21 protein-coding genes are annotated in these 19,231 nt (G+C 71.1%); 11 read left to right on the top strand and 10 right to left on the bottom strand.

The annotated features are described in order from the left end of the window. Positions 1-23: 23 nt before the first annotated feature. Both NLX86_RS25580 and NLX86_RS25585 read right to left on the bottom strand, forming a co-directional pair. Complete coding sequence (locus tag NLX86_RS25580; RefSeq protein WP_302061762.1) at positions 24-221, bottom strand: DUF5999 family protein; 198 nt, start codon at positions 219-221, stop codon at positions 24-26. A gap of 310 nt (positions 222-531) precedes the next feature. Further along, positions 532-1,113: a hypothetical protein gene (locus NLX86_RS25585; RefSeq protein ID WP_254374139.1), complete on the bottom strand. Its 582-nt coding sequence runs from the start codon at positions 1,111-1,113 to the stop codon at positions 532-534. A 483-nt stretch (positions 1,114-1,596) separates the two neighbouring features. On the opposite strand from NLX86_RS25585, the gene NLX86_RS25590 reads away from it, so the two are divergent. Together NLX86_RS25590 and NLX86_RS25595 are read left to right on the top strand one after the other, a co-directional pair. Further along, on the top strand, positions 1,597-3,126 hold the full coding sequence (locus tag NLX86_RS25590; RefSeq protein ID WP_254374140.1) for a glutamate-cysteine ligase family protein: 1,530 nt from the start codon (positions 1,597-1,599) through the stop codon (positions 3,124-3,126). Positions 3,127-3,280: 154 nt separating this feature from the next. Beyond that, positions 3,281-4,081, top strand: coding sequence for a CPBP family intramembrane glutamic endopeptidase (locus NLX86_RS25595; RefSeq protein WP_374213957.1), 801 nt, complete (start codon positions 3,281-3,283; stop codon positions 4,079-4,081). Here NLX86_RS25595 and NLX86_RS25600 read toward each other — a convergent pair. After that, a complete protein-coding gene (locus NLX86_RS25600; protein WP_254374142.1) occupies positions 4,036-4,905 on the bottom strand; it encodes a PhzF family phenazine biosynthesis protein in 870 nt (289 codons plus the stop codon). The two genes, NLX86_RS25595 and NLX86_RS25600, sit on opposite strands and share 46 nt — an antisense overlap. Positions 4,906-5,245: 340 nt before the next feature. On the opposite strand from NLX86_RS25600, the gene NLX86_RS25605 reads away from it, so the two are divergent. Continuing rightward, complete coding sequence (locus NLX86_RS25605; RefSeq protein ID WP_254374143.1) at positions 5,246-5,668, top strand: PadR family transcriptional regulator; 423 nt, start codon at positions 5,246-5,248, stop codon at positions 5,666-5,668. A gap of 112 nt (positions 5,669-5,780) precedes the next feature. Here NLX86_RS25605 and NLX86_RS25610 read toward each other — a convergent pair whose 3' ends face one another. After that, on the bottom strand, positions 5,781-6,209 hold the full coding sequence (locus NLX86_RS25610) for an SRPBCC family protein (protein WP_254374144.1): 429 nt from the start codon (positions 6,207-6,209) through the stop codon (positions 5,781-5,783). Between the two features lie 203 nt (positions 6,210-6,412). On the opposite strand from NLX86_RS25610, the gene NLX86_RS25615 reads away from it, so the two are divergent. From NLX86_RS25615 to NLX86_RS25625, 3 genes are all read left to right on the top strand, one after another. Then, positions 6,413-6,979: a Clp protease N-terminal domain-containing protein gene (locus NLX86_RS25615; protein ID WP_254374145.1), complete on the top strand. Its 567-nt coding sequence runs from the start codon at positions 6,413-6,415 to the stop codon at positions 6,977-6,979. 31 nt (positions 6,980-7,010) lie between these two features. Beyond that, positions 7,011-8,006: a DMT family transporter gene (locus tag NLX86_RS25620; RefSeq protein ID WP_254374146.1), complete on the top strand. Its 996-nt coding sequence runs from the start codon at positions 7,011-7,013 to the stop codon at positions 8,004-8,006. A gap of 160 nt (positions 8,007-8,166) precedes the next feature. Next, on the top strand, positions 8,167-9,141 hold the full coding sequence (locus NLX86_RS25625) for a DMT family transporter (protein WP_254374147.1): 975 nt from the start codon (positions 8,167-8,169) through the stop codon (positions 9,139-9,141). 10 nt (positions 9,142-9,151) lie between these two features. On the opposite strand, the gene NLX86_RS25630 is transcribed toward NLX86_RS25625, so the two are convergent. Next, the gene (locus NLX86_RS25630; RefSeq protein ID WP_254374148.1) at positions 9,152-9,607 is read right to left on the bottom strand and encodes a MarR family winged helix-turn-helix transcriptional regulator; all 456 of its coding nucleotides are present in this window, start codon (positions 9,605-9,607) and stop codon (positions 9,152-9,154) included. 104 nt (positions 9,608-9,711) lie between these two features. On the opposite strand from NLX86_RS25630, the gene NLX86_RS25635 reads away from it, so the two are divergent. Then, the gene (locus tag NLX86_RS25635; protein ID WP_254374149.1) at positions 9,712-10,599 is read left to right on the top strand and encodes a haloalkane dehalogenase; all 888 of its coding nucleotides are present in this window, start codon (positions 9,712-9,714) and stop codon (positions 10,597-10,599) included. On the opposite strand, the gene NLX86_RS25640 is transcribed toward NLX86_RS25635, so the two are convergent. After that, on the bottom strand, positions 10,581-11,249 hold the full coding sequence (locus tag NLX86_RS25640) for a pyridoxamine 5'-phosphate oxidase family protein (protein ID WP_374213958.1): 669 nt from the start codon (positions 11,247-11,249) through the stop codon (positions 10,581-10,583). The two genes, NLX86_RS25635 and NLX86_RS25640, sit on opposite strands and share 19 nt — an antisense overlap. 35 nt (positions 11,250-11,284) lie before the next feature. Between NLX86_RS25640 and NLX86_RS25645 the strand changes: the two genes are divergently transcribed. After that, complete coding sequence (locus NLX86_RS25645; RefSeq protein ID WP_254374151.1) at positions 11,285-12,616, top strand: aminotransferase class I/II-fold pyridoxal phosphate-dependent enzyme; 1,332 nt, start codon at positions 11,285-11,287, stop codon at positions 12,614-12,616. Here NLX86_RS25645 and NLX86_RS25650 read toward each other — a convergent pair. Continuing rightward, complete coding sequence (locus NLX86_RS25650; protein WP_254374152.1) at positions 12,607-13,578, bottom strand: DMT family transporter; 972 nt, start codon at positions 13,576-13,578, stop codon at positions 12,607-12,609. The two genes, NLX86_RS25645 and NLX86_RS25650, sit on opposite strands and share 10 nt — an antisense overlap. Before the next feature lie 74 nt (positions 13,579-13,652). Between NLX86_RS25650 and NLX86_RS25655 the strand changes: the two genes are divergently transcribed. Beyond that, on the top strand, positions 13,653-14,567 hold the full coding sequence (locus NLX86_RS25655; protein WP_254374153.1) for a LysR family transcriptional regulator: 915 nt from the start codon (positions 13,653-13,655) through the stop codon (positions 14,565-14,567). A gap of 6 nt (positions 14,568-14,573) precedes the next feature. Here NLX86_RS25655 and NLX86_RS25660 read toward each other — a convergent pair whose 3' ends face one another. Next, entirely contained in the window at positions 14,574-15,041 is a 468-nt protein-coding gene (locus NLX86_RS25660; RefSeq protein ID WP_254374154.1) for a pyridoxamine 5'-phosphate oxidase family protein, read from the bottom strand. A 141-nt stretch (positions 15,042-15,182) separates the two neighbouring features. Between NLX86_RS25660 and NLX86_RS25665 the strand changes: the two genes are divergently transcribed. Then, positions 15,183-15,884, top strand: coding sequence for a cysteine hydrolase (locus tag NLX86_RS25665; RefSeq protein WP_254374155.1), 702 nt, complete (start codon positions 15,183-15,185; stop codon positions 15,882-15,884). A gap of 98 nt (positions 15,885-15,982) precedes the next feature. On the opposite strand, the gene NLX86_RS25670 is transcribed toward NLX86_RS25665, so the two are convergent. Next, positions 15,983-16,441 (bottom strand): Rieske (2Fe-2S) protein, encoded by a 459-nt coding sequence (locus NLX86_RS25670; protein WP_254374156.1) that lies wholly within the window; start codon positions 16,439-16,441, stop codon positions 15,983-15,985. A gap of 120 nt (positions 16,442-16,561) precedes the next feature. Between NLX86_RS25670 and NLX86_RS34525 the strand changes: the two genes are divergently transcribed. After that, positions 16,562-16,687 carry a hypothetical protein gene (locus NLX86_RS34525; protein WP_302061780.1) on the top strand — a complete coding sequence of 42 codons (126 nt, stop codon included), beginning with the start codon at positions 16,562-16,564 and terminating at the stop codon, positions 16,685-16,687. A gap of 511 nt (positions 16,688-17,198) precedes the next feature. On the opposite strand, the gene NLX86_RS25675 is transcribed toward NLX86_RS34525, so the two are convergent. Further along, positions 17,199-19,202 carry a serine/threonine-protein kinase gene (locus tag NLX86_RS25675; protein ID WP_254374157.1) on the bottom strand — a complete coding sequence of 668 codons (2,004 nt, stop codon included), beginning with the start codon at positions 19,200-19,202 and terminating at the stop codon, positions 17,199-17,201. Between the last annotated feature and the right edge of the window lie 29 nt (positions 19,203-19,231).

Below are 19,231 nucleotides of genomic sequence, written 5' to 3' on the forward strand. Positions count from 1 at the left end.
CCAGTCCGCCCGCCCCGGCCGGGTCAGGCGGCCTTCATCACCTGAAGCGGCCGGTGCGGGGCGATGATCTGCCCGTCCGGCAGCAGCTCCCCGGTGTCCTCGAACAGGAGGACTCCGTTGCACAGCAGGCTCCAGCCCTGTTCCGGGTGGTGCGCGACGACGTGCGCCGCCTCCCGGTCGGCGGAGTCGGCTGACGGGCACGCTGGCTGGTGCTGGCACATGGATGCGTTCTTTCGCTGCGGTGTGGTGAGTGTCCTGCGGCTCGATGCGGTGTTCATGGCCGCCCCCCGTAATCAGTCGGTCGGTCCGGTCCCCAGTGTTGCCCTACGGGCGTCAATCCGCAGGGATTTCCCGGCAGCTCTTCCTTACTGATTAACGACGCATCACCCGTGCGGACGGTTCAGCTCAAGTGCACCGTCTCTTCGGATGGTTCGAGGTGGCCGGACCGGACTAGTCCGGACGGGGTGGAAGGGGCCGGACAGCAGGGCGCCCCGCGACCGGAATCCGGTCGCGGGGCGCCCTGCTGCCGTGTCAGGCAGGGGAGCCGAGCAGGGGGACCGCGGAGAGGCGATGGGTCAGTACGGGCAGGAGATCGGCCACGCGGTGCGGCCGGTGCGCGGCGATGCCGGGCGGTGCCGGGGCCAGGGGCACCAGCAGGTCCGCGGGTGCGGGGCCGCCGGCGGAGGCGTCCGCGCCCACCGCGCCGTGCAGCCAGAGGGTGAGCATGTACAGCTCGGGGACCGACAGCAGTCGCGGCTGGTAGTGAGAGGTCATGGCCTCCGCCTGGCGCAGCGCGCGTTCCGTCGCGCTGACGTACGGACCCTCGAAGAAGTGCGCGAAGGCCCAGCCGTCCGGGGTGAGCATGGTGTCCGCGGCCGCCACGGGGCGGTCGCCGCAATGGATCAGGAAGCGCCATCCGGCGAGGCGGGTGCGCGGCGGCTGGGCCGTGATCCGGTCCAGTACATGGACGGGAAGCGGGAGTTCGGGGCTCAGTGGCCCCTGGGCGGCGCGGAGGGCGGGGGTGCGGTCTTCGCGCACGGCGGTGGGGGAACCGAGTGCCGCGAGAACGCTGCGCAAGGCGGGCGCGGGAGCCGGGGGGACATGCAGCGGCATGGTGGGACGCCTCTCACTTGGGAGACACGGTGAAGCGTGGCAGGTGCGGACGGCGCTGTCGCATTCTGGGGCCAGAGGGGGGCCGTGGGGCAATGGCCGGGCGCCAACTCTCTGCCTCGTTTGTCGAGTTTATACGACGCGTGTTCACGCAGTGTTTCGGCTAGCTGTCCCGCGTATTGCCGACAAGGCCGAATCAGGCCTCGCTCGGCAGGTATTCGTCCCGATTCTTCGACGGGTTCGGGCCCTGACCTCGCAGGATTCACCGGAGCCGGACGGCCGAAAATCGTCGGTATTTTTCACCAGGGGTCTGGAAATGGTAACTGCACATCGCTTCATGCCCGGTGAATGTGCCGGGCCGTTACCCTGGGGAGCGTAGCGGCCGACGGGCCCGCGCGGGGCGTTGTCGATCACTTCGGTGGGCATCATCGACCGTGACGCGAGCGGCCGGCACCGCTGGCTGCCCACTCGAGGAGGGACGCTTCGATGGGGGAGAAGGTCGTGGCAGGCGGATTCGACCTGTCCGATCGGCAACGGTACCGGCGGAAGCACCATGAGTGTCTGGAGGGACTGGCGCGACTCCTGAAGGAGAAGCGCTTCGACCGGCCGAAGAATCTCATGGGGCTGGAGATCGAACTGAATCTCGCCGGTGCCGACGGCATGCCCAGGATGATGAATGCGCAAGTGCTCGAGCGCATCGCCAGCCGGGATTTTCAGACCGAGCTCGGAATGTTCAACCTGGAAGTGAATATCGTGCCGCACCGGCTCGGCGGGCGGGTTTTCGATCAGCTTGCCGAGGAGTTGCGCACGGGTCTGGCGTATGCGCATCGAAAGGCCGGAGAGGTCGATGCCGGCATTGTGATGATCGGAATTCTACCGACGATCTCCCGGAACGATCTCGTCTCGGCGAATCTGTCCCACGTCGACCGCTACATGCTGCTCAACGACCAGATCCTCGCCGCCCGCGGCGAGGACTTCACCCTCGACATCGAGGGCGTGGAGCGGCTGACCTGCACCTCCACCTCGATCGCCCCCGAAGCCGCCTGCACCTCCGTGCAGTTGCACCTCCAGGTCACGCCGGGACGCTTCGCCGATGTGTGGAACGCCGCGCAGGCCGTGGCCGCCGTACAGATCGCCGTCGGCGCCAACTCTCCGTTCCTGTTCGGCAGGGAGCTGTGGCGCGAGTCCCGGCCGCCCCTCTTCCAACAGGCCACCGACACCAGGCCGCCCGAGCTTCAGGCGCAGGGCGTCCGGCCCCGCACCTGGTTCGGTGAGCGGTGGGTGGAGTCGGCGTACGACCTGTTCGAGGAGAACCTGCGCTACTTCCCCGCCCTGCTGCCGATCTGCGACGAGGAGGACCCGCTGCGGGTCCTCGACGACGGCGGTGTACCGAACCTGAAGGAACTGGTGCTGCACAACGGCACGGTCTACCGCTGGAACCGGCCCGTGTACGGAGTCGCCGACGGCATGCCACATCTGCGGGTGGAGAACCGCGTCCTGCCCGCCGGGCCCACGGTCACCGACGTCGTCGCCAACGCCGCGTTCTACTACGGCATGGTCCGGGCGCTCGCCGAGGACTCCCGGCCGGTCTGGACGCGGCTCCCCTTCGCCGACGCGGCCGCCAACTTCGACACCGCGTGCCGCTACGGCATCGACGCCCGGCTCCGCTGGCCGAGGCGGGGCAGGGCCGCCGGTATCGCGACCCTCCCGGCCGTCACTCTCGTACGGGACGAGCTGCTCCCCCTCGCCGCGGCCGGCCTGGACGCGTGGGGGGTCGAGCCCGCGGACCGCGATCTCTACCTCGGGGTGATCGAGGAGCGGTGCAGGCGCCGGGTCAACGGTGCCTCCTGGCAGGTGGACACGTACCACCGGGCGCTGGAGGCCGGCCTGGAGCGGGACGAGGCGCTGGCTGCCACGACCCGGCGGTACGCGGAGCTGATGCACGAGGGGGAGCCGGTGCACACCTGGCCGGTGGGGCTCTCGACGCCGGCCGGGGCGACGGCCGGCCGCGGCTGAGGCTGAGCACCCGGGCGACTCCCGGGATCATCCGCGGCTGAGGACCGACAGCGCGCGAACTGCCGAAGGCGAGCCCCGGTTCCGGTGGAGCAGGGGATCGTCGGGCATGCTGTGACCTCCCCGGCAGGCGCGGGGATGGCCGTAGGAGGCGGGCGTGCAGGCGGAGGCGGAACGCGTGGCTGAATCGTGGCGTGAGGCGGAAGGCCCCCGGAGGGTCTTCCGGTCCGAGACGCTGCTTGTGCTGGCGCTGTCGCTCGGGGCGAGCGCGGTGTCGTCGCTGATCAGCTTTGTCGGCTCGCTGACGAAGCCGGGCGGCCTGAAAGACCAGGCGGCCACACTCAACGGCTCGTACGCGCCCGGCCGGCCGTGGCTGGATCTCGCGTGGCAGCTGTTCGGCATCGCGACGGCGCTGGTGCCCGTCCTGCTCGTCGCACACCTGCTGATGAGGGAAGGGGCCGGCCTGCGGGCGATCGGGTTCGACCGGACACGGCCGTGGCAGGACCTGGGGCGGGGGACGCTCGTCGCCGCCGGCATCGGCGGCGCCGGGCTGGCCTTCTACCTGGTGGCGCGGGCCACCGGGTTCAACCTGACGGTGGTGCCGGAGGCGCTGCCCGAGGTGTGGTGGAAGTTCCCGGTGCTCATCCTGTCCGCGCTGCAGAACTCCGTCCTGGAGGAAGTCGTCGTCGTCGGCTGTCTGCTGCGCCGGCTCGGGCAGTTGGGCTGGACGCCGATGGCGGCGCTCGTCGCCAGTTCCGTACTCCGCGGCTCGTACCACCTGTACCAGGGCATCGGCGGCTTCATCGGGAACATGGTGATGGGCGTGGTGTTCGTGCTGCTGTACCGGCGGTGGGGGCGGGTGGGGCCGCTCGTCGCGGCCCACGCGCTCCTCGACATCGTGGCGTTCGTCGGTTACGCGCTGCTGGCCGGCAAGGTGGGCTGGCTCCCTACGGGGTGAGGCGAGGGAGCGGTGAGCAGTTCTCCGTCGAGGACGGTGACCGCGTCCCCGGTCAGCAGCGTCCGGTCCCCCCGCAAGGACGTCCGTACGAGACCCGTGCGCGCTGATGCCTGGAGGCCGGTCAGCTCGGTACGGCCCAGCCTGGCGGACCAGAACGGCGCGAGTGCGGTGTGCGCGCTGCCGGTGACGGGATCCTCGTCGATCCCGACGGCGGGGAAGAAGCAGCGCGAGACGAAGTCGCAGCCGCCGGCCGGGTCCTCAGCCGCGGCGGTGGCGATGATGCCGCGCTTGGAGTGTGCGACCAGCCCGGCGAGGTGCGGTGACAGGGCGCGTACGGTCCGCTCGTCGGCCAGCTCGATCAACAGGTCGCCGATGTGGTCGGCCGTTGCGTGGGCCGAGAGCACGTCGGCGCCGAGCGCTTCGGCGACCCCGTCCGGAGTCTCCACCGGGGTGAGCGACGAGGTCGGGAAATCGAGGGTGTACGAGCCCTCCCCCCGGACCGTGGCGGTGAGCGTGCCGCAGCGCGCGGCGAACCGGACCGTGCCCGTGAGGAGCCCCGTCGTGCGCAGCACATGGGCGGTGGCCAGGGTGGCGTGGCCGCACATGTCGACCTCGGTCGCGGGGGTGAACCAGCGCAGGGCCCAGTCGGCGACTCCGCCGGGCGGCAGGGGATGGGCGAAGGCCGTCTCCGAGAGGTTCACCTCGGCGGCCACCTGCTGGAGCCACTGGTCGTCGGGGAACGGTGCGGCGTCCAGCAGCAGGACTCCGGCCGGGTTGCCCGCGAAGGGGCGGTCGGTGAAGGCGTCGACGATTCGAATCCGCATGGACCTGAACTTAGAGGCGGGGCAAAGCCGCAGGCCAAGGCCAATTGTCGGTGGGCGGCCTGTTTTCGCACGGATCGGGCATTGTCAAGCGTACGGTTCCGATATATCGTTGACGCATCGCGACTGATCAACCGATGGAAGGAGCGTAGCGATGAGTTCACATGGACAGGAACGCGGACATGGTCGGGGGCATGGACACTGCGGGCCCGGACATCAGGGTCGGGGTGACTTCGAGGGTCGGCGCGCCGCTTTCGGGCCGTTCGGGCCGCCCTTCGGCGGGCCCTTCGGTGGCGGGCGCGGCGGCCGGGGCGGACCGCGGGGGAGGGCGCGACGCGGAGACGTGCGCGCCTCGATCCTGGCGCTGCTGAAGGACCGGCCGATGCACGGGTACGAGATGATCCAGGAGATCGTCGAGCGCAGCGGCGGGGGGTGGAAGCCCAGCCCCGGCTCGGTCTATCCGACGCTCCAGCTGCTGGAGGACGAGAGTCTGATCACCAGCGAGAGCGACGGCGGCAAGAAGCTCTTCACGCTCACCGACGCCGGGCGCGCCGAGGCCGAGGCCGGGCCGCAGGCCCCGTGGGAAGAGGCCGGGCGCGGGGTCGACTGGGAGATGATGAACGAGATCCGGCAGGCCGGCTTCGGCCTGATGGAGGCGTTCGCGCAGGTCTGGAAGACCGGCACCGCCGAACAGCGCCAGAAGGCGGTCTCGGTGATCAACGACGCCCGCAAGAAGCTCTATCTGATCCTGGCCGACGAGCACTGAGCCGGTTCGCAGGAAGGCGCCCCGCGGCCGGTCCGCGGGGTGCCTTCCTGTCTGCCGGCGCTTCGGCGCTCCGGCGCTCCTACGCCCAAGTCGGCCCGGCGCGCCCGTGCGGTCAGGCGACCAGGCCGCCCAGCTTGCGCAGCGACTCGTGGAGCGCGGCGGTCGCGGAGTCCTTGAGCTTGCCCGCCATCAGCGACACCGCGGCGCCGGTGAACTCGCCGTCGATACGTACCCGGGTGGCGTCCCCGTCGGGTGTGAGCGAATAGCGCATGCCCAGGCTGACGCCCATCGGGCCCTTGCCCTTGGTGACGAGCAGCCGTTCCGGCTCCAGCTCGTCGACGGTCCAGGTCACCTCGGCCGGGAAGCCCATGAGCTTCATGTTCTCCTCGTAGGTGGACGCCACTTCGAGCGAGTCCGGTTCCCCCTTGGGGAAGCTGGTGTGGGTGGCGTTCCACTGGCCGTACGTACTGAAGTCCGTCAGCTGGGACCAGACCTTGCCGGCCGGTGCCTCGATGCGTGCTTCCGCGCTGACTTCGGCCATGCGACCACCCCTTCGTGTCGGGTCTGACGGTGGCGCGGAACGTATCCGCAGGCGGCGGAACATTCAATACTGATGGGCCGTCAGAAATTGCTGATCTCATCCGTGCGGAGGAGGGCGCGGGCAGGTGTGCCCAGCTTCCGCGGGATGCGCGGATGCTCCCCGGCGGGGATGCTCCGCGCGGCCGTGGCTGATGAGGTGGAGGGGTGCAAAGCCCTACTCGGCCGGTCCGGTTGCCCGGACCGGCCGGCGCAGACATCGAGGCCCGTCTCACCGAGGAGCTGGCCACGGTGGTGGCCGGTGCGCGCAGACGGGCGCTGTGTGACGGGGACCGGCAGACCGACACCGCGCATCTGCTGCACTCGCTGCTGGAAGCGGATCGGCAGGTTCGGGCGGCGCTCGGCGGCACCCGGCTCGCCCGGCTGCTCGGCTATCTCGTCCAGCGCAGCATCGGCTACGGCCTCCGATGGCAGGGAACGGTCGAGGGCTCCGGCGCGGTGGGCGTCGTCCCGGCCGCCGTCCCCGCCGTCGTACCCGGACACCGGGAGCCCGTTGCCGCCGACTGGTCGCCTTCGGCTGCCGGCGTCCTGGGTGACGCGCTGGAAAGGGCGCGGCGGCGCGGCGGTGAGCCGGTCGCGGGGCTCGATCTGCTGGCCGCGCTCGTCGCGGACCGCGGCTGCCGGGCGGTCGAGGTGCTGCGCCGGGCGGGCGTGGACGCGGACGCGCCGGCCGACCGGATCTGGGGGCCGTCTCAACAGGTGTCACAGGGATGACGGTCATGACGAGTGCTGTCATGATGGCCCGATGCAAGCGTCTCGGGGAAGGAGCGTCGGCCTGGGACTCGCCCTGGGATCGGCGCTCGCATTCGGTGGATCAGGTGTCGCGGCCAAGCCGCTGATCGAAGCGGGGCTCGACCCGCTGCATGTGGTCTGGCTCAGGGTGGCGGGAGCCGCCCTCGTCATGTCACCGCTCGCCTGGCGCCACCGCGGTCTGCTGCTGCGTAAACCCGCCCTGCTGGCGGGCTTCGGACTGCTCGCGATCGCGGGTGTGCAGGCGTTCTACTTCGCGTCGATATCGCGTATCCCGGTCGGCGTCGCGCTGCTGATCGAGTACCTCGCCCCGGCGCTCGTCCTCGGCTGGGTGCGGTTCGTGCAGCGGCGGCCCGTCACCCGGGCGGCGGCGGTCGGAGTGATCCTCGCCGTCGGCGGCCTGGCCTGTGTCGTCGAAGTGTGGTCGGGACTGACCGTCGATGTCGTCGGTCTGCTGCTCGCGCTCGGGGCGGCCTGCTGCCAGGTCGGCTACTTCATCCTGTCCGACCAGGGCAGCGGCGGCGAGGACGCGGCCGACCCGCTCGGCGTCATCGCGTACGGCCTGCTCATCGGCACGGTCATCCTGACGGCCGTCGCGCGCCCGTGGGGCATGGACTGGTCCGTACTGGCCGGCCGGGCCGACATGAACGGCACCCCGGTCCCCGCGGCGCTGCTGCTCGGCTGGGTCGTGCTGATCGCGACCGTGATCGCCTACGTGACCGGCGTGGTGTCGGTCCGAAGGCTCTCACCGCAGGTGGCCGGAGTGGTGGCCTGCCTGGAAGCGGTCATCGCGACGGTGCTGGCCTGGGTGCTGCTCGGCGAGCATCTGTCGGCGCCTCAGATCATCGGCGGAGCCGTGGTGCTGGTGGGCGCGTTCATCGCCCAGTCGTCGACGCCGAAGGCGAACGCGGGGCCGGTGGCCGCGGGCGGCCCCGGTGCGGAGGCCGGCGGCGCGGACGGCGAGTTGTCCCTCGAGCGGAGCACAACGTAAGGTGACGATCATGCATTCGACCGTACTTCCGCCGCCTGCCGCGTAACGCGGGCGGCGCTGTCGAAGACGAAGACCGGGCTCGGGCAGTCCCCGAGCGGCTCGTCGCTGCCCGCCTACGGAGATCAGCGGCCACCATTCCTGTCTTCCGCGGAGAAGCCACGTGCCGAACACTTCCCTTTCCACATCCCTGCCCGCCTCCGGACTGCCCGTCGGGCGGAGCCTGCTCTATCTGGTCGTCGCCGGTGCCGCCTGGGGCACCGCGGGCGCCGCTGCCTCGCTGGTGTACCTGGTCAGTGACCTCGGGCCCGTCGCGCTGTCGTTCTGGCGCTGCGCCGGCGGCCTCGCGGTGCTGCTCGCCGTCCAGAGCGTACGGCCGCGCAAGGCTCCCGCGGCCGCGGAGCCGCGCGGGCGCCGGCTGCTGCGCATCGCCGTCACCGGGGTCACGTTCACCGTGTTCCAGTCCGCCTACTTCGCCGCCGTCCAGGAGACCGGGCTCGCGGTCGGCACCGTCGTCACGCTGGGCGCCGGACCGGTCCTCATCGCCGTCGGCGCCCGGCTGGCGATGGGTGAGCGGCTCGGACGCGGCGGAATCGCGGCCGTGGCCGGGGCGCTCGGCGGGCTCGTGGTGCTGGTGCTCGGCAGCGGCGGCGGAGCCGTACGCCCGCTGGGCGTGGCGTACGCGCTCCTCTCCGCCGCCGGATACGCGGCCATGACGCTGCAGACCCGCTGGCTCGGCCGGGAGGGCGGTGGCGCCGACCCGCTGTCGACGACGGCCTGGGCCTTCGGGGTCGGGGCGGTGTGCCTCCTGCCGCTCGGCCTGGCGGAGGGGCTGCTGCCGCACACCGCGGACCTCGGCCGGGTGGTCTGGCTGCTGGTGTACGTGGCGACCGTGCCGACCGCTCTCGCGTACGCGCTGTACTTCACCGGAGCGGCCGCGGTGCGGGCCGCCACCGTCTCCGTGATCATGCTGATCGAGCCGGTGAGCGCGGCGGTCATCGCGGTGGCGGTCCTGGGCGAGCGGCTCACGGCGGCGACGGTGGCCGGGACGATGCTGCTGCTCACGGCCGTGGCGGGGTTGGCCTTCGCCGAGGCGCGGACTGCGTCCGTGGCGCGCCGGGCAGCCGCGCCGGCCTGACCCTCGGTGGTCAGCCGCGGGTCTGGTGATCCAGCACCCGTGCCATCAGCTGCGCCAGCTGCTCGCGCTCGGCAGGGGACAGCGGGGCCAGCAGCTTGTCCTGCGCCTCGGCCAGCCTCTCGCTGATCTTCCGCAGTTCCCGCTCCCCGGCCTCGGTGATCGTGATGATGTTGCGCCTGCCGTCGGCCGGGTCCGGGGTCCGTACAGCCATGCCGTTCTCCGCCAGTCCGTTGACGGCCTCGACGACATAGCTGCGGTCGATCGCGCACCGGCGCCCCAGTTCTGCCTGACTGGCCGGGCCGAACTCCTCCAACGCCGCCAGCAGGGCGTAGTGGTAGCGCCGCGCGCCGACGGTGTCGAACGCCTCGCTCGCCAGCCGCGAAGCGTGCGTGGCGGTCTGGGTGATCAGCCAGCTGGGGGTGGCCCGCAGCCGGGCGGGAGCGCGGTGTTCAGCCGTCGTGTCCATGAAGGCAGACTAGCCGATTCGTTGGCCGGACCCACAATCAATGTTATCGTGGGTCCGGCCAACGTTGGTGCAGCCAACATTCCCTCGGGTGAAGGAAGCTTGCCATGCCCACGATCGATGTGCTCGACTCGACGATGTACTACGAAGACAGCGGGAGCGGGACCCCCTTCGTGTTCCTCCACGGCAACCCGGCGTCGTCGTATCTGTGGCGGCACGTGCTGCCCCGCATCGGCGATCCCGGCCGCTGCCTCGCGCCCGACCTGATCGGAATGGGCCGCTCGGGCAAGCCCGACGTGCCCTACCGGTTCGCCGATCACGCCCGCTACCTCGACGCCTGGATCGACCGGCTCGGGCTGGACGGCGTTGTGCTCGTCGGCATCGACTGGGGCGGGGCGCTGGCCTTCGACTGGGCGGCCCGCCACCCCGGGCGGACCCGCGGGATGGCGTTCATGGAGACGATTGTCCGGCCGATGACCTGGGACGAGTTCCCGGCCGCCGCCCGGTCCCGCTTCGAGGCGTTCCGGACGCCCGGGACCGGCGAGGCGCTGGTGCTCGACCAGAACGTCTTCATCGAAGAGGCGCTGAGCAAGACCGTGCTGGGCGGGCTGAGCGACGAGGATCTGGCGGCGTACCGCCGGCCGTACCCGACCCGCGACAGCCGGCGCCCACTGCTCGAGTGGCCCCGCGCGATGCCGCTCGACGGTGAACCGGCTGACGTGGTCGGCCGCATCACGGCCTACGACGCCTGGCTCGCGAGCAGCGCGGACGTGCCGAAGCTGCTCCTGACCTTCGATTCGTCGCCCACTCTGATGGTCGGGGAGGAGATGGCCGCCTGGTGCGCGGCGCACATCGCCGGCCTGGAGACCGAACACTGCGGTCCGGCTGCCCACCTCGCGCCGGAGGACCGTCCCGAGGCCATCGCGGCGGCCATCACCACCTGGGCGGACCGGCACCGGCTCCGGTCGGCCTGGATTCAGGACGTGGTGAGGTAGTCCGGGAGCACGATGCCGGGGGCGAGGTCGTCCGCCGGGACCGGCTCGCCGTAACCGCGGGTGAGGGGGACGACTCCCGTCCAGTAGGGCAGCGAGAGGTCCTCGGGCTCGTCGTTGGGGCCGCCGGTGCGGATCTTCGCCGAGACCTCGTCCAGGTCGAGGCGGAGTACCGCCGTCGCGGCGAGCTCCTTGTCGCTGGCGGGACGGGAATCGGCGGCGCGGCCCGGCACGACCTGGTCCACCAGGGCGTCGAGGGCGGTCCGGCGCTCCTCCGGGTCGGTGACCTGGTGGGCGGTGCCGTGCACCACCACGGAGCGGTAGTTCAGGGAGTGGTGGAAGGCGGACCGGGCCAGCACCAGGCCGTCGACATGGGTGACGGTCAGGCAGACGGCGAGGCCCGGATCGGGCGCCTGGCCGGCCGTCCGAAGGGGGCGCGAACCGGTCGAGCCGTGCACGTACACCCGCTCGCCGACCCGGCCGTACAGGGTCGGCAGGACGACCGGCGCGCCGTCACGGACGAATCCGAGGTGGCAGACGTATCCCTCGTCGAGTATCGCGTGCACGACCTCGCGGTCGTACGAGGCACGGTGGCGCGAGCGCGTGGGGACGGTACGGTCGGTCGGCCGGTAGGCGGCGGAGGTGTCCGGCATTGCGCTCTCCATTGCACTAGTGCATAATCTCGTTTGTGCTAGGAGAGTATCGGATCGTCGGGCGCCGCGCATCGGACATTGCCGCGAGTGTGGAACTCGGGGTGGGCTCGGGTGAGCTGGCGCCGGGACAACTGCTGCCGCCCATGCGGGAGTTGGCCGCAGACCTGGGCGTCAATCCGAATACGGTCGCCGCCGCGTACCGCATCCTGCGCGAGCGCGGGGTTATCGCGACCGACGGACGCAGGGGCAGCCGGGTGCGCCCCCGGCCGGCCAGCACGCCCCGCGAGTCCATCCGGGTCGACGCACCGCACGGCGTACGCGACGTCTCCACCGGAAACCCGGACCCGGCCCTGCTGCCCGCGCTCGGGGACGCGCTCGCCGCCGCCGCGCGGCGCAATGCGGAGCGGCCCGGCCTGTACGGGCAGGAAGCCGTAGTGCCGGACCTGGCGAGGATGGCGCGGGCCGCGTTCGACGCCGACGGTGTGCCGGACGGGCCCGTCTGTGTGACCTCCGGATCGTTGGACGCCATCGAACGCGTACTCGCGGCCCACCTCAAGCCCGGTGACGCGGTGGCCATCGAGGACCCGGGGTGGGGCAGCCTGCTGGACCTCGTTCCGGCACTGGGGCTGCGCGCGGTCCCGGTCACCGTCGACGACGAGGGACCGCTCCCCGGCGACGTCGACCGGGCGCTGCGGCGGGGGGCCCGCGCGCTGGTCGTCACGGACCGCGCCCAGAACCCCACGGGCGGGGCGGTGAGCGCCTCACGCGCGCGGGAACTGCGTACGGTCCTCGCGGCGCACCCGCACGTCCTGCTCATCGAGGACGACCACGGGCACGCCATCGTCGATCTGCCGCTCCGTCCGCTCGCCGGAGGGACGCGGCACTGGGCGCTGGTGCGCTCCACCGCCAAGGCGTACGGGCCGGACCTGCGGCTGGCCGTGCTGACCGGTGACGCCGTCACCCTGGACCGGGTGCGGGGGCGCCAGCGGCTCGGGCCGGGGTGGGTCAGCAGGCTCCTGCAGTACGCCGTTGTCGATCTGTGGGCCTCGGGTGCGGTGGATCCGGCGGCGGTCGCGCGGTCGTACGGCGAGCGCCGGAACGCCCTGGTCGCGGCCCTCGGTGAGCGAGGGGTCGCGGCCCACGGGCGCAGTGGGATGAACGTGTGGGTGCCGGTGCCCGACGAGACGGGGGTGGTGGCGCGGCTGCTGCACGCGGGCTGGGCCGTCGCCCCGGGGGCGCGCTTCAGGATGTCCGCGAGCCCCGGCGTGCGCCTCACCGTCTCGCCCATGACCCCGGCCGACATCGGGCCGGTGGCCGAGGCGCTGGCGTCCGCAGCGGGGCCCGCGCCGGAGCGTCGCTACGACTGATCGGGAGCGGTTCGGGCCTTCGGCCGGCTCTGGGTCAGGGCGGCGCCGGCGAGGACGATGGCCGCGCCGACGGGAGTGTTCCAGTGCAGGGCCTCGCCCAGGACCAGCACACCCGCGGCGGTCGCGATGACCGGAATGAAGTACGTGACCATCTGGGCGGTCGTCGGGCCGACCTCGGCGACCAGGCCGTACTGGAGCAGCAGGGCCAGTCCGGTGCCCAGCGCGCCGAGCGCGAGCACCGCGAGTGTCGGCACCAGCGGGAACGCGGTCGGGAAACTGGTGAACAGTGGGGTGACCACGGCCAGTTGGATGGTCGCCAGCAGGAGCTGTGCCCCGGTCATGGACAGGGCGGAGTCGGTGCTGCCGCCCAGGGTCCGGCGCAGATAGATCCAGCCCACCGGATAGCTCAGCGAGGCGAGCAGCGCCATCGCGGTGCCCGTCGCGTCCAGCCCGGAGAAGCCCTGCCAGGCGCCCAGCACGGTCAGCACGCCGATGAAGCCGATGCCCAGACCCGCGACCCTGCGCCGGGTCGGGCGGTCCTCGGAGAGCGCGACCATCGACAGCGCCATGCCCCAGAGCGGAGACGTGGCGTTGCAGATGCCGGCGAGGGTGGAGGGGATCGTCAGCTCGGAGTACGCGAAGAGGGAGAACGGCAGGGCGTTGAGGAAGAAGGCGGAGACCATGAGGTGCCCCCAGGTACGGGCGCCGCGCGGCAGTCGCTCCCGCTTCACGGCGATGGCGACGGCCAGCACCGCGGTGCCGAAGAACAGCCGCCCCAGGGTGACCTGGAAGGGCGCGTACGCCTCGGTGCCCACCTTGATGAGGAGAAAGCTGAAGCCCCAGATGAGCGAGAGCACCGCGAACCTGATGCGCCAGTCGACGGTTGGGCGCCGGGCCGCGGTCGTGGTGTCGGGGGCGAGGGTTGCCGGAGGCAGGGTGCCGGGCGTGGTGGGAGCGCTCATGGCCCTCACGATGACGGGTTGAACGTTGTAGGACAAGTGAGATTTCTTTCGAGGGATCGCTTAGCATTGCTTACGTGTTGAATTTGGAGCGGCTACGGACCCTGGACGCCCTCGCCCGCCACGGCTCCGTGAGCGGGGCGGCGGACGGCCTGCATGTCACGACCTCGGCCGTGTCCCAGCAGATGGCGAAGCTGGAACGCGAGGTCGGGCAGCAGCTGCTCGCGAAGAACGGCCGCGGCGTCCGGCTCACCGATGCCGGCCGGCTGCTCGCCGATCACGCCGCCCGGATCATCTCCCAGGTGGAGCTGGCCCAGGCCGACGTGGAGGCCCAGCGCGGCCGGGCGGTGGGGGAGCTGCGGATCGGCGCCTTCCCCACGGCGGCCCGTGGACTCTTCCCGGCCGCGCTCTCGGCGCTGCGGACGGACCACCCCGAACTGCGGGTCCGTTCACGGGAGATGGAGCCCTCGGAAGGCGTACTGGGTGTGGTGCGCGGGGAGCTCGACCTCGCTGTGGTCCTCGACTGGTACAACAAGCGCCTGCCGGTGCCGGGCGGGCTGGTGCGGGCGCCTCTGCTGGATGACGCCGCCGATGTCGCCGTACCGGTCGGGCACCCGCTCGCGGACCGGAAGGTGGCGGACCTCGCCGACTTCGCCGACGACGACTGGATCTCCTGGCCCGAGGGGGAGTTCTGCCACGAGTGGCTGATGTTCACGCTGCGCGGCGAGGGCATCGAACCGCGCATCGCGCACATGGCCGAGGAGCACCACACGCAGCTGGCGCTCATCGCGGCCGGCCTCGGGGTCTGTGTGGCACCCCGGCTCGGCCGCGGCCCCGTGCCGGACGGCGTCAGGCTGGTGCCCGTACGGGACACCGTGCGGCGGCACATCTACGTGGTGTGGCGGGCGGACGCCGACCGCCGGCCGTCGATCCGGGCGGCGGTGGATGCGCTGCGGTCGGCCGGGGAACAGCTGACGGACGACCAGCGGTGAGACCGGCTACCCGTCGCCCAGCTTCCGGAAGTCCCAGGACGCGATCGCGTCAGGAGTGAGCCGCACCCAGGCGTGGCGGCCGTCGTGCGGCATGCTCTCCAGGCCGAAGTTCTTCCGCGCGAACAACTTCTCCGGGGTGTCCAGTTCGGGGCAGGGGGCGCCCGTGCGCGGGGCCTCGCCGACGAACACGGCCGTACCGGAGAGCTCCACCCCCCGCAGCTCGCCGTACTCCTCGCCGTCGTCGACGACCACCGCGATCCTCGGGTCCCTGCGCAGGTCCACCCAGCGCCGGCTGCGGGTGATCGAGTACAGCCACAGGGAACTGCCGTCCCAGGCGAACCAGAGGGCGCTCACATGCGGCCGTCCGTCCTCGGACACCGTCGCGACCCGGCAGGTGCGCCGCTCGGCGAGAAACGTGTCCAGATCGCCCGGCGTCATCATGATCCGGCGGCCCCGCCGCTGTGTGGCGACCATCTGCGACCATCCTCTACTCGTACTCACTCGTAGCTGACTAGGTGTCAGAAAGGATGGGCTCTCTTCCCTCGCCACGCAATGGTGGCTAACCTCGCGCGCCCGGCCCGGTGCAACCGGGGCCCGACACAAGCAGGGGGAGTCATGCCGTCGATGGAAGAGCTCATGGAACTGCTCGACCCCGCCACCACCGCCCTCCTGACCGTCGAGTGCCAGCAGGGTGTGGTGGGTGAAGACAGCGCGCTGCCCGAACTCGCCAAGGAGGCGCGCACCTCAGGCGCGCTCGCGCGGGTCGCCCGCCTGGTCGCGGGCGCGCACCTGGTGGGCGTACAGGTCCTGCACGCGGTCGCGGAGCGGCGGCCCGACGGCCGGGGGGCCAGCCGCAACGCCCGGCTCTTCCGGGCCGCGGAACGGCTTCCGGTCCAGCAGTTGTCCGGAACCAGGGCCGTCAGGATCGCCGATCCGATCGAGGTGGCGGACGAAGACCTCGTCGTACGGCGGCTGCACGGTCTGGGCCCCATGGCGGGCACCGACCTCGACGCCCTGCTGCGCAATCTTGGCTGCCGTACGCTCATCGTCACCGGCGTGTCCGCGAACGTCGCCGTCCCCAACACCGTCTTCGACGCCGTCAACCTCGGATACACGGTGGTCGTGCCGTCCGACGCCATCGCGGGGGTGCCTGCCGACTACACCCCCGCGATGATCCGGAACACCCTTGCCCTTGTCGCCACCATCACCACGACCGAGGACGTCATGGCCTGCTGGACGCGACCGCGCCGCGCGGCGCCCGGCCCCCGGGATGCTCCTACAAGGTCACAAGCGCCCGTCCGGCCGCGTGCGTGGTGACGCCCGGCGGGCCGACAAATCCCAGGCAGGACAGTCGAGACGTCCGTCAGGCGGAGGGTCAGACCCACCGGCAGTGTCACCACGTCACATCCTCACTTTCAGGCGAGCTTGATCGCGTCGCCCTCCACGACGATCGAGGCCGCGGGCAGCCCCTGCGTGGCAGGTCCCGCCTTGACCGAGCCGTCCGTGGCGTCGAACTTGCTGCCGTGGCAGGGGCAGTTGATCGTCCCGTCCGCGATGTCCTTCACCGCGCAGCCCTGATGGGTGCACTTGGACGAGAACGCCTTGAACTGTCCCGCCGTGGGCTGGGTGACCACCACACCCTGGTCGGCGAAGACTTTGCCGCCGCCCTCGGGGATGTCGGCGGTCTTGGCCAGCTCGGTACCGGTACCCGCCCCGGCGCCACTCCCGCTCTCGGCCGGTTTCTGGGACCCGCCGTACGAGGAGTCGTCCGAACCCCCGCACGCGGTCAACGCGGCGGCGAGCCCGGCGGCACCCACAGCGGCGACGACGGTACGGCGGCACAGCACCAGCTCGGGCACCTGTGATCCGGTCATGGTGGCTTCCCTTTCCACGGCCGGCCCTCGTACGGCCGGTTCGCGATGTTGTACGAGCGGCCGTGGCGGGCCGTTCAAACGCCCGGGAAGTTCTTCGGCAGGTCCCAGTAACCTGGTCGGATGCTCTCCGAAGTCATCGCGACCCGCTACGTCACGCCGTTGCGTGAGGGCGGCTCGCTCCCCGGCATTGTCGAGGCCGACGATCTCGGTACGTACGTCATGAAGTTGTCTACATGGTGGCGCTGACCTGCGGCGATGCGGCTTTGCTGGTCTCTGACCTGCGCGGATGAGTCTTTCAGCGTCGTTCAGAATCGTGCCGCGTTATGCAGTCGAATCTCCCCACGCGCTCCCCAGCGCCGCCCATACTCCCCAGATTCTCCCCAAGCTGGACCGTTTGGTGGGCAGGTTCGCCGCGGTAGCCAGTCTGTCCGACGGGTTGTAGTAGGCACGCTGAGTGACTGCAGCAGATTGGCCAGGGGAGGAGGTCCCAGCAAGTTCTTCGTCTGCTGGTGGTACATCCTTTATGGCGTCGTGAACAGGGAAAATGAGGGTTGGGCCGGCTGCGAATGGAGGCCGGTCCGCGCATGGCCCGGACCTTGGCCTTGATTGAGATGGTGGGTGTGCCGGCCTGGACAGCGGTCCTCCACCGGGGTGGGCTCAGGGATGACCGAGGATCACAACCGGCGTTGGAACAGCATTGCCTGGCGCGAGCCAGTGGGGCAACTTGGAAACGGTGCCGCAACTATCGGCTGCGATGTCATGGGCGGCCGTCCGTGGGCAGGCAGTCGCCGGAGGCGAAGAGCTGGGGCCATGCACTGTTTCCCTGGTAGGCAGCGATGGTCCAGTGGGTGTAGTTCCAGTGCTTGTTGGTGTTGTACTCGGCGAGCAGCTTGGGGCAGGCCGTTTTGGCGACGACTTCCTGGAAGTGGGATTGCTGGGCGCGGCCGGAGAGGGCGCCTGAGCCGTCCCAGGCCCACACGTACATCATCCTTTCGACGGGGTCGAAGCCGAGGGTGATGGCGTCGTCGCGGTCGAAGGGTTCCAGGCCGTAGCCTTCGGCGACGCGTGTGTTCCAGGCTGTGGTGATCGCCTTGACCGTGTCGCCGGCGACACGGATTTCGTTCTTGTCGCCGCTGGGCAGCCCGGCGGTGACGATGCCTTCGTCCGTGCCCTGGCGTCGTCCGGCTTCCCCGGCGTAGCAGCCGTCGGTGGCGCTGCCGAAGCCGAGGATGGTGGCCTCGTCCTGGCCGTCGTAGTCCTTCCAGTAGACGGAGAACCGGCCGTACTGCCAGCTGGTCGGCGCGTCCTTGAGCCGGTGGGCTAGGGTGACGCAGGCGGCCATCTCGCCTGCCCGGCGGAAGACTTCTTTGTAGTCGTCGGTCAGGGTGGAGATCGGGCCACCGGTCACCATCACGGTCTGCGCCTGCCGGTTGAACGTCACCGTGGGAGTCATGAAGGACATGTCCTTCGTGGTGAGCATGGCTGTCACCTGATCGACGATGGCGGCCGCGACCTCCTGCTCGGCTGTGCCGTCGGCGTCCCGGCTGGCGCGCCACTCGCCGGGGACGGGCTGGGTCTCGTCGTCCGCGCGGGTGAAGGCGGGATCGGCCACGTCGGCGAGCGGGTCGGCGGGGACGGGGACGGTACGCGGGTCGGTTGCCGCCTGGCCGGTCGGCTCTGTGCCGGGTACGGCGGAGGGCGTCCGACTGGATGCCGTACCGGAGTCATGAACGCCCGTGGACGCCGCTGAGGCGGCTGTTTCGGAACCGCTGGTCGTATCCGTGTCACTCCCGTCATGGCGGAAGGCCAGCACGCCGCCCGCACTCGCGCCGACGACGGCTGCCGCGACCAGGACGGCGACAACGGCCTGGCGCCGGGAGGATCTTCCAGGAGGGGCGGATGCGGGCAGGGGCCAGGACGGGTCGTCCGGGGCGGGTATCGACCACTGCGCGGTGGCCAACTCCCTGACGAGTATCGGGTTGTTGCCCGCTTCTGCCACCGCGTGGCCGTTGAGCAGCTGGGTGGACTCCGCGGCCAGCAGCCGTGCGCAGGCTTCTGCGGCTTCGGCGGCGGCCGGCCGCTCGGCGGGTTCCTTGGCGAGGGCTTGCTCCAGGACATCCTTGAGTGCCTCGGGGATGCCGTCGAGATCCGGTCTGCCCGACGTGACGCGGTAGGCCACTGCTTCGAGAGTGCCAGTGCCGAAGGGGAGTCGGCCGGTCGTCGCATAGGCCACGAGCGCGCCCCAGGCGAACAGGTCACCCTCCGCCGCGGTGACGCCGCTGCGATAGTGCTCGGGGCTGATCCAGCCCGGGGTGCCAGTCAGTACGCCGGTGCGCGTGACGCTGGTGCCGTCGGCGGCATGCGCGATGCCGAAGTCCAGTACGCGCGGGCCGGCTTGGGTCAGCAGCACGTTCTGCGGCTTGACGTCCCGGTGCACGACGCCAGCGGAATGGATCGCCGCGAGGGCTTGCGCGGTGCCGGTAGCGAAGGCGTAAAGGGTGCCGTCGGTCAGCGGTCCGTGGGCGGCCAGGTGCTGGGCCAGGGTGGGGCCCGGGGCGTAGGCGGTCGCCAGCCAAGGGGCGTCGGCATCGGGGTCGGCCGCCAGGAGCGGAAGCAGGAACGGGCCCTGAACCTGGGCGGAAAGCCGAACCTCACGGCGGAACCGGGCCCGGAACTCCGGATCCCCCGCTTGCAGGGGATGGATCAACTTCACCGCCACCCGGTCCCCACCGTCCGTGAGCGCGGCATACACGGTTCCCATGCCGCCCGCACCGAGTCGGCCGACCACAC

This window comes from Streptomyces sp. A3M-1-3 (genome assembly GCF_024213665.1).
GTDB lineage: Bacteria > Actinomycetota > Actinomycetes > Streptomycetales > Streptomycetaceae > Streptomyces.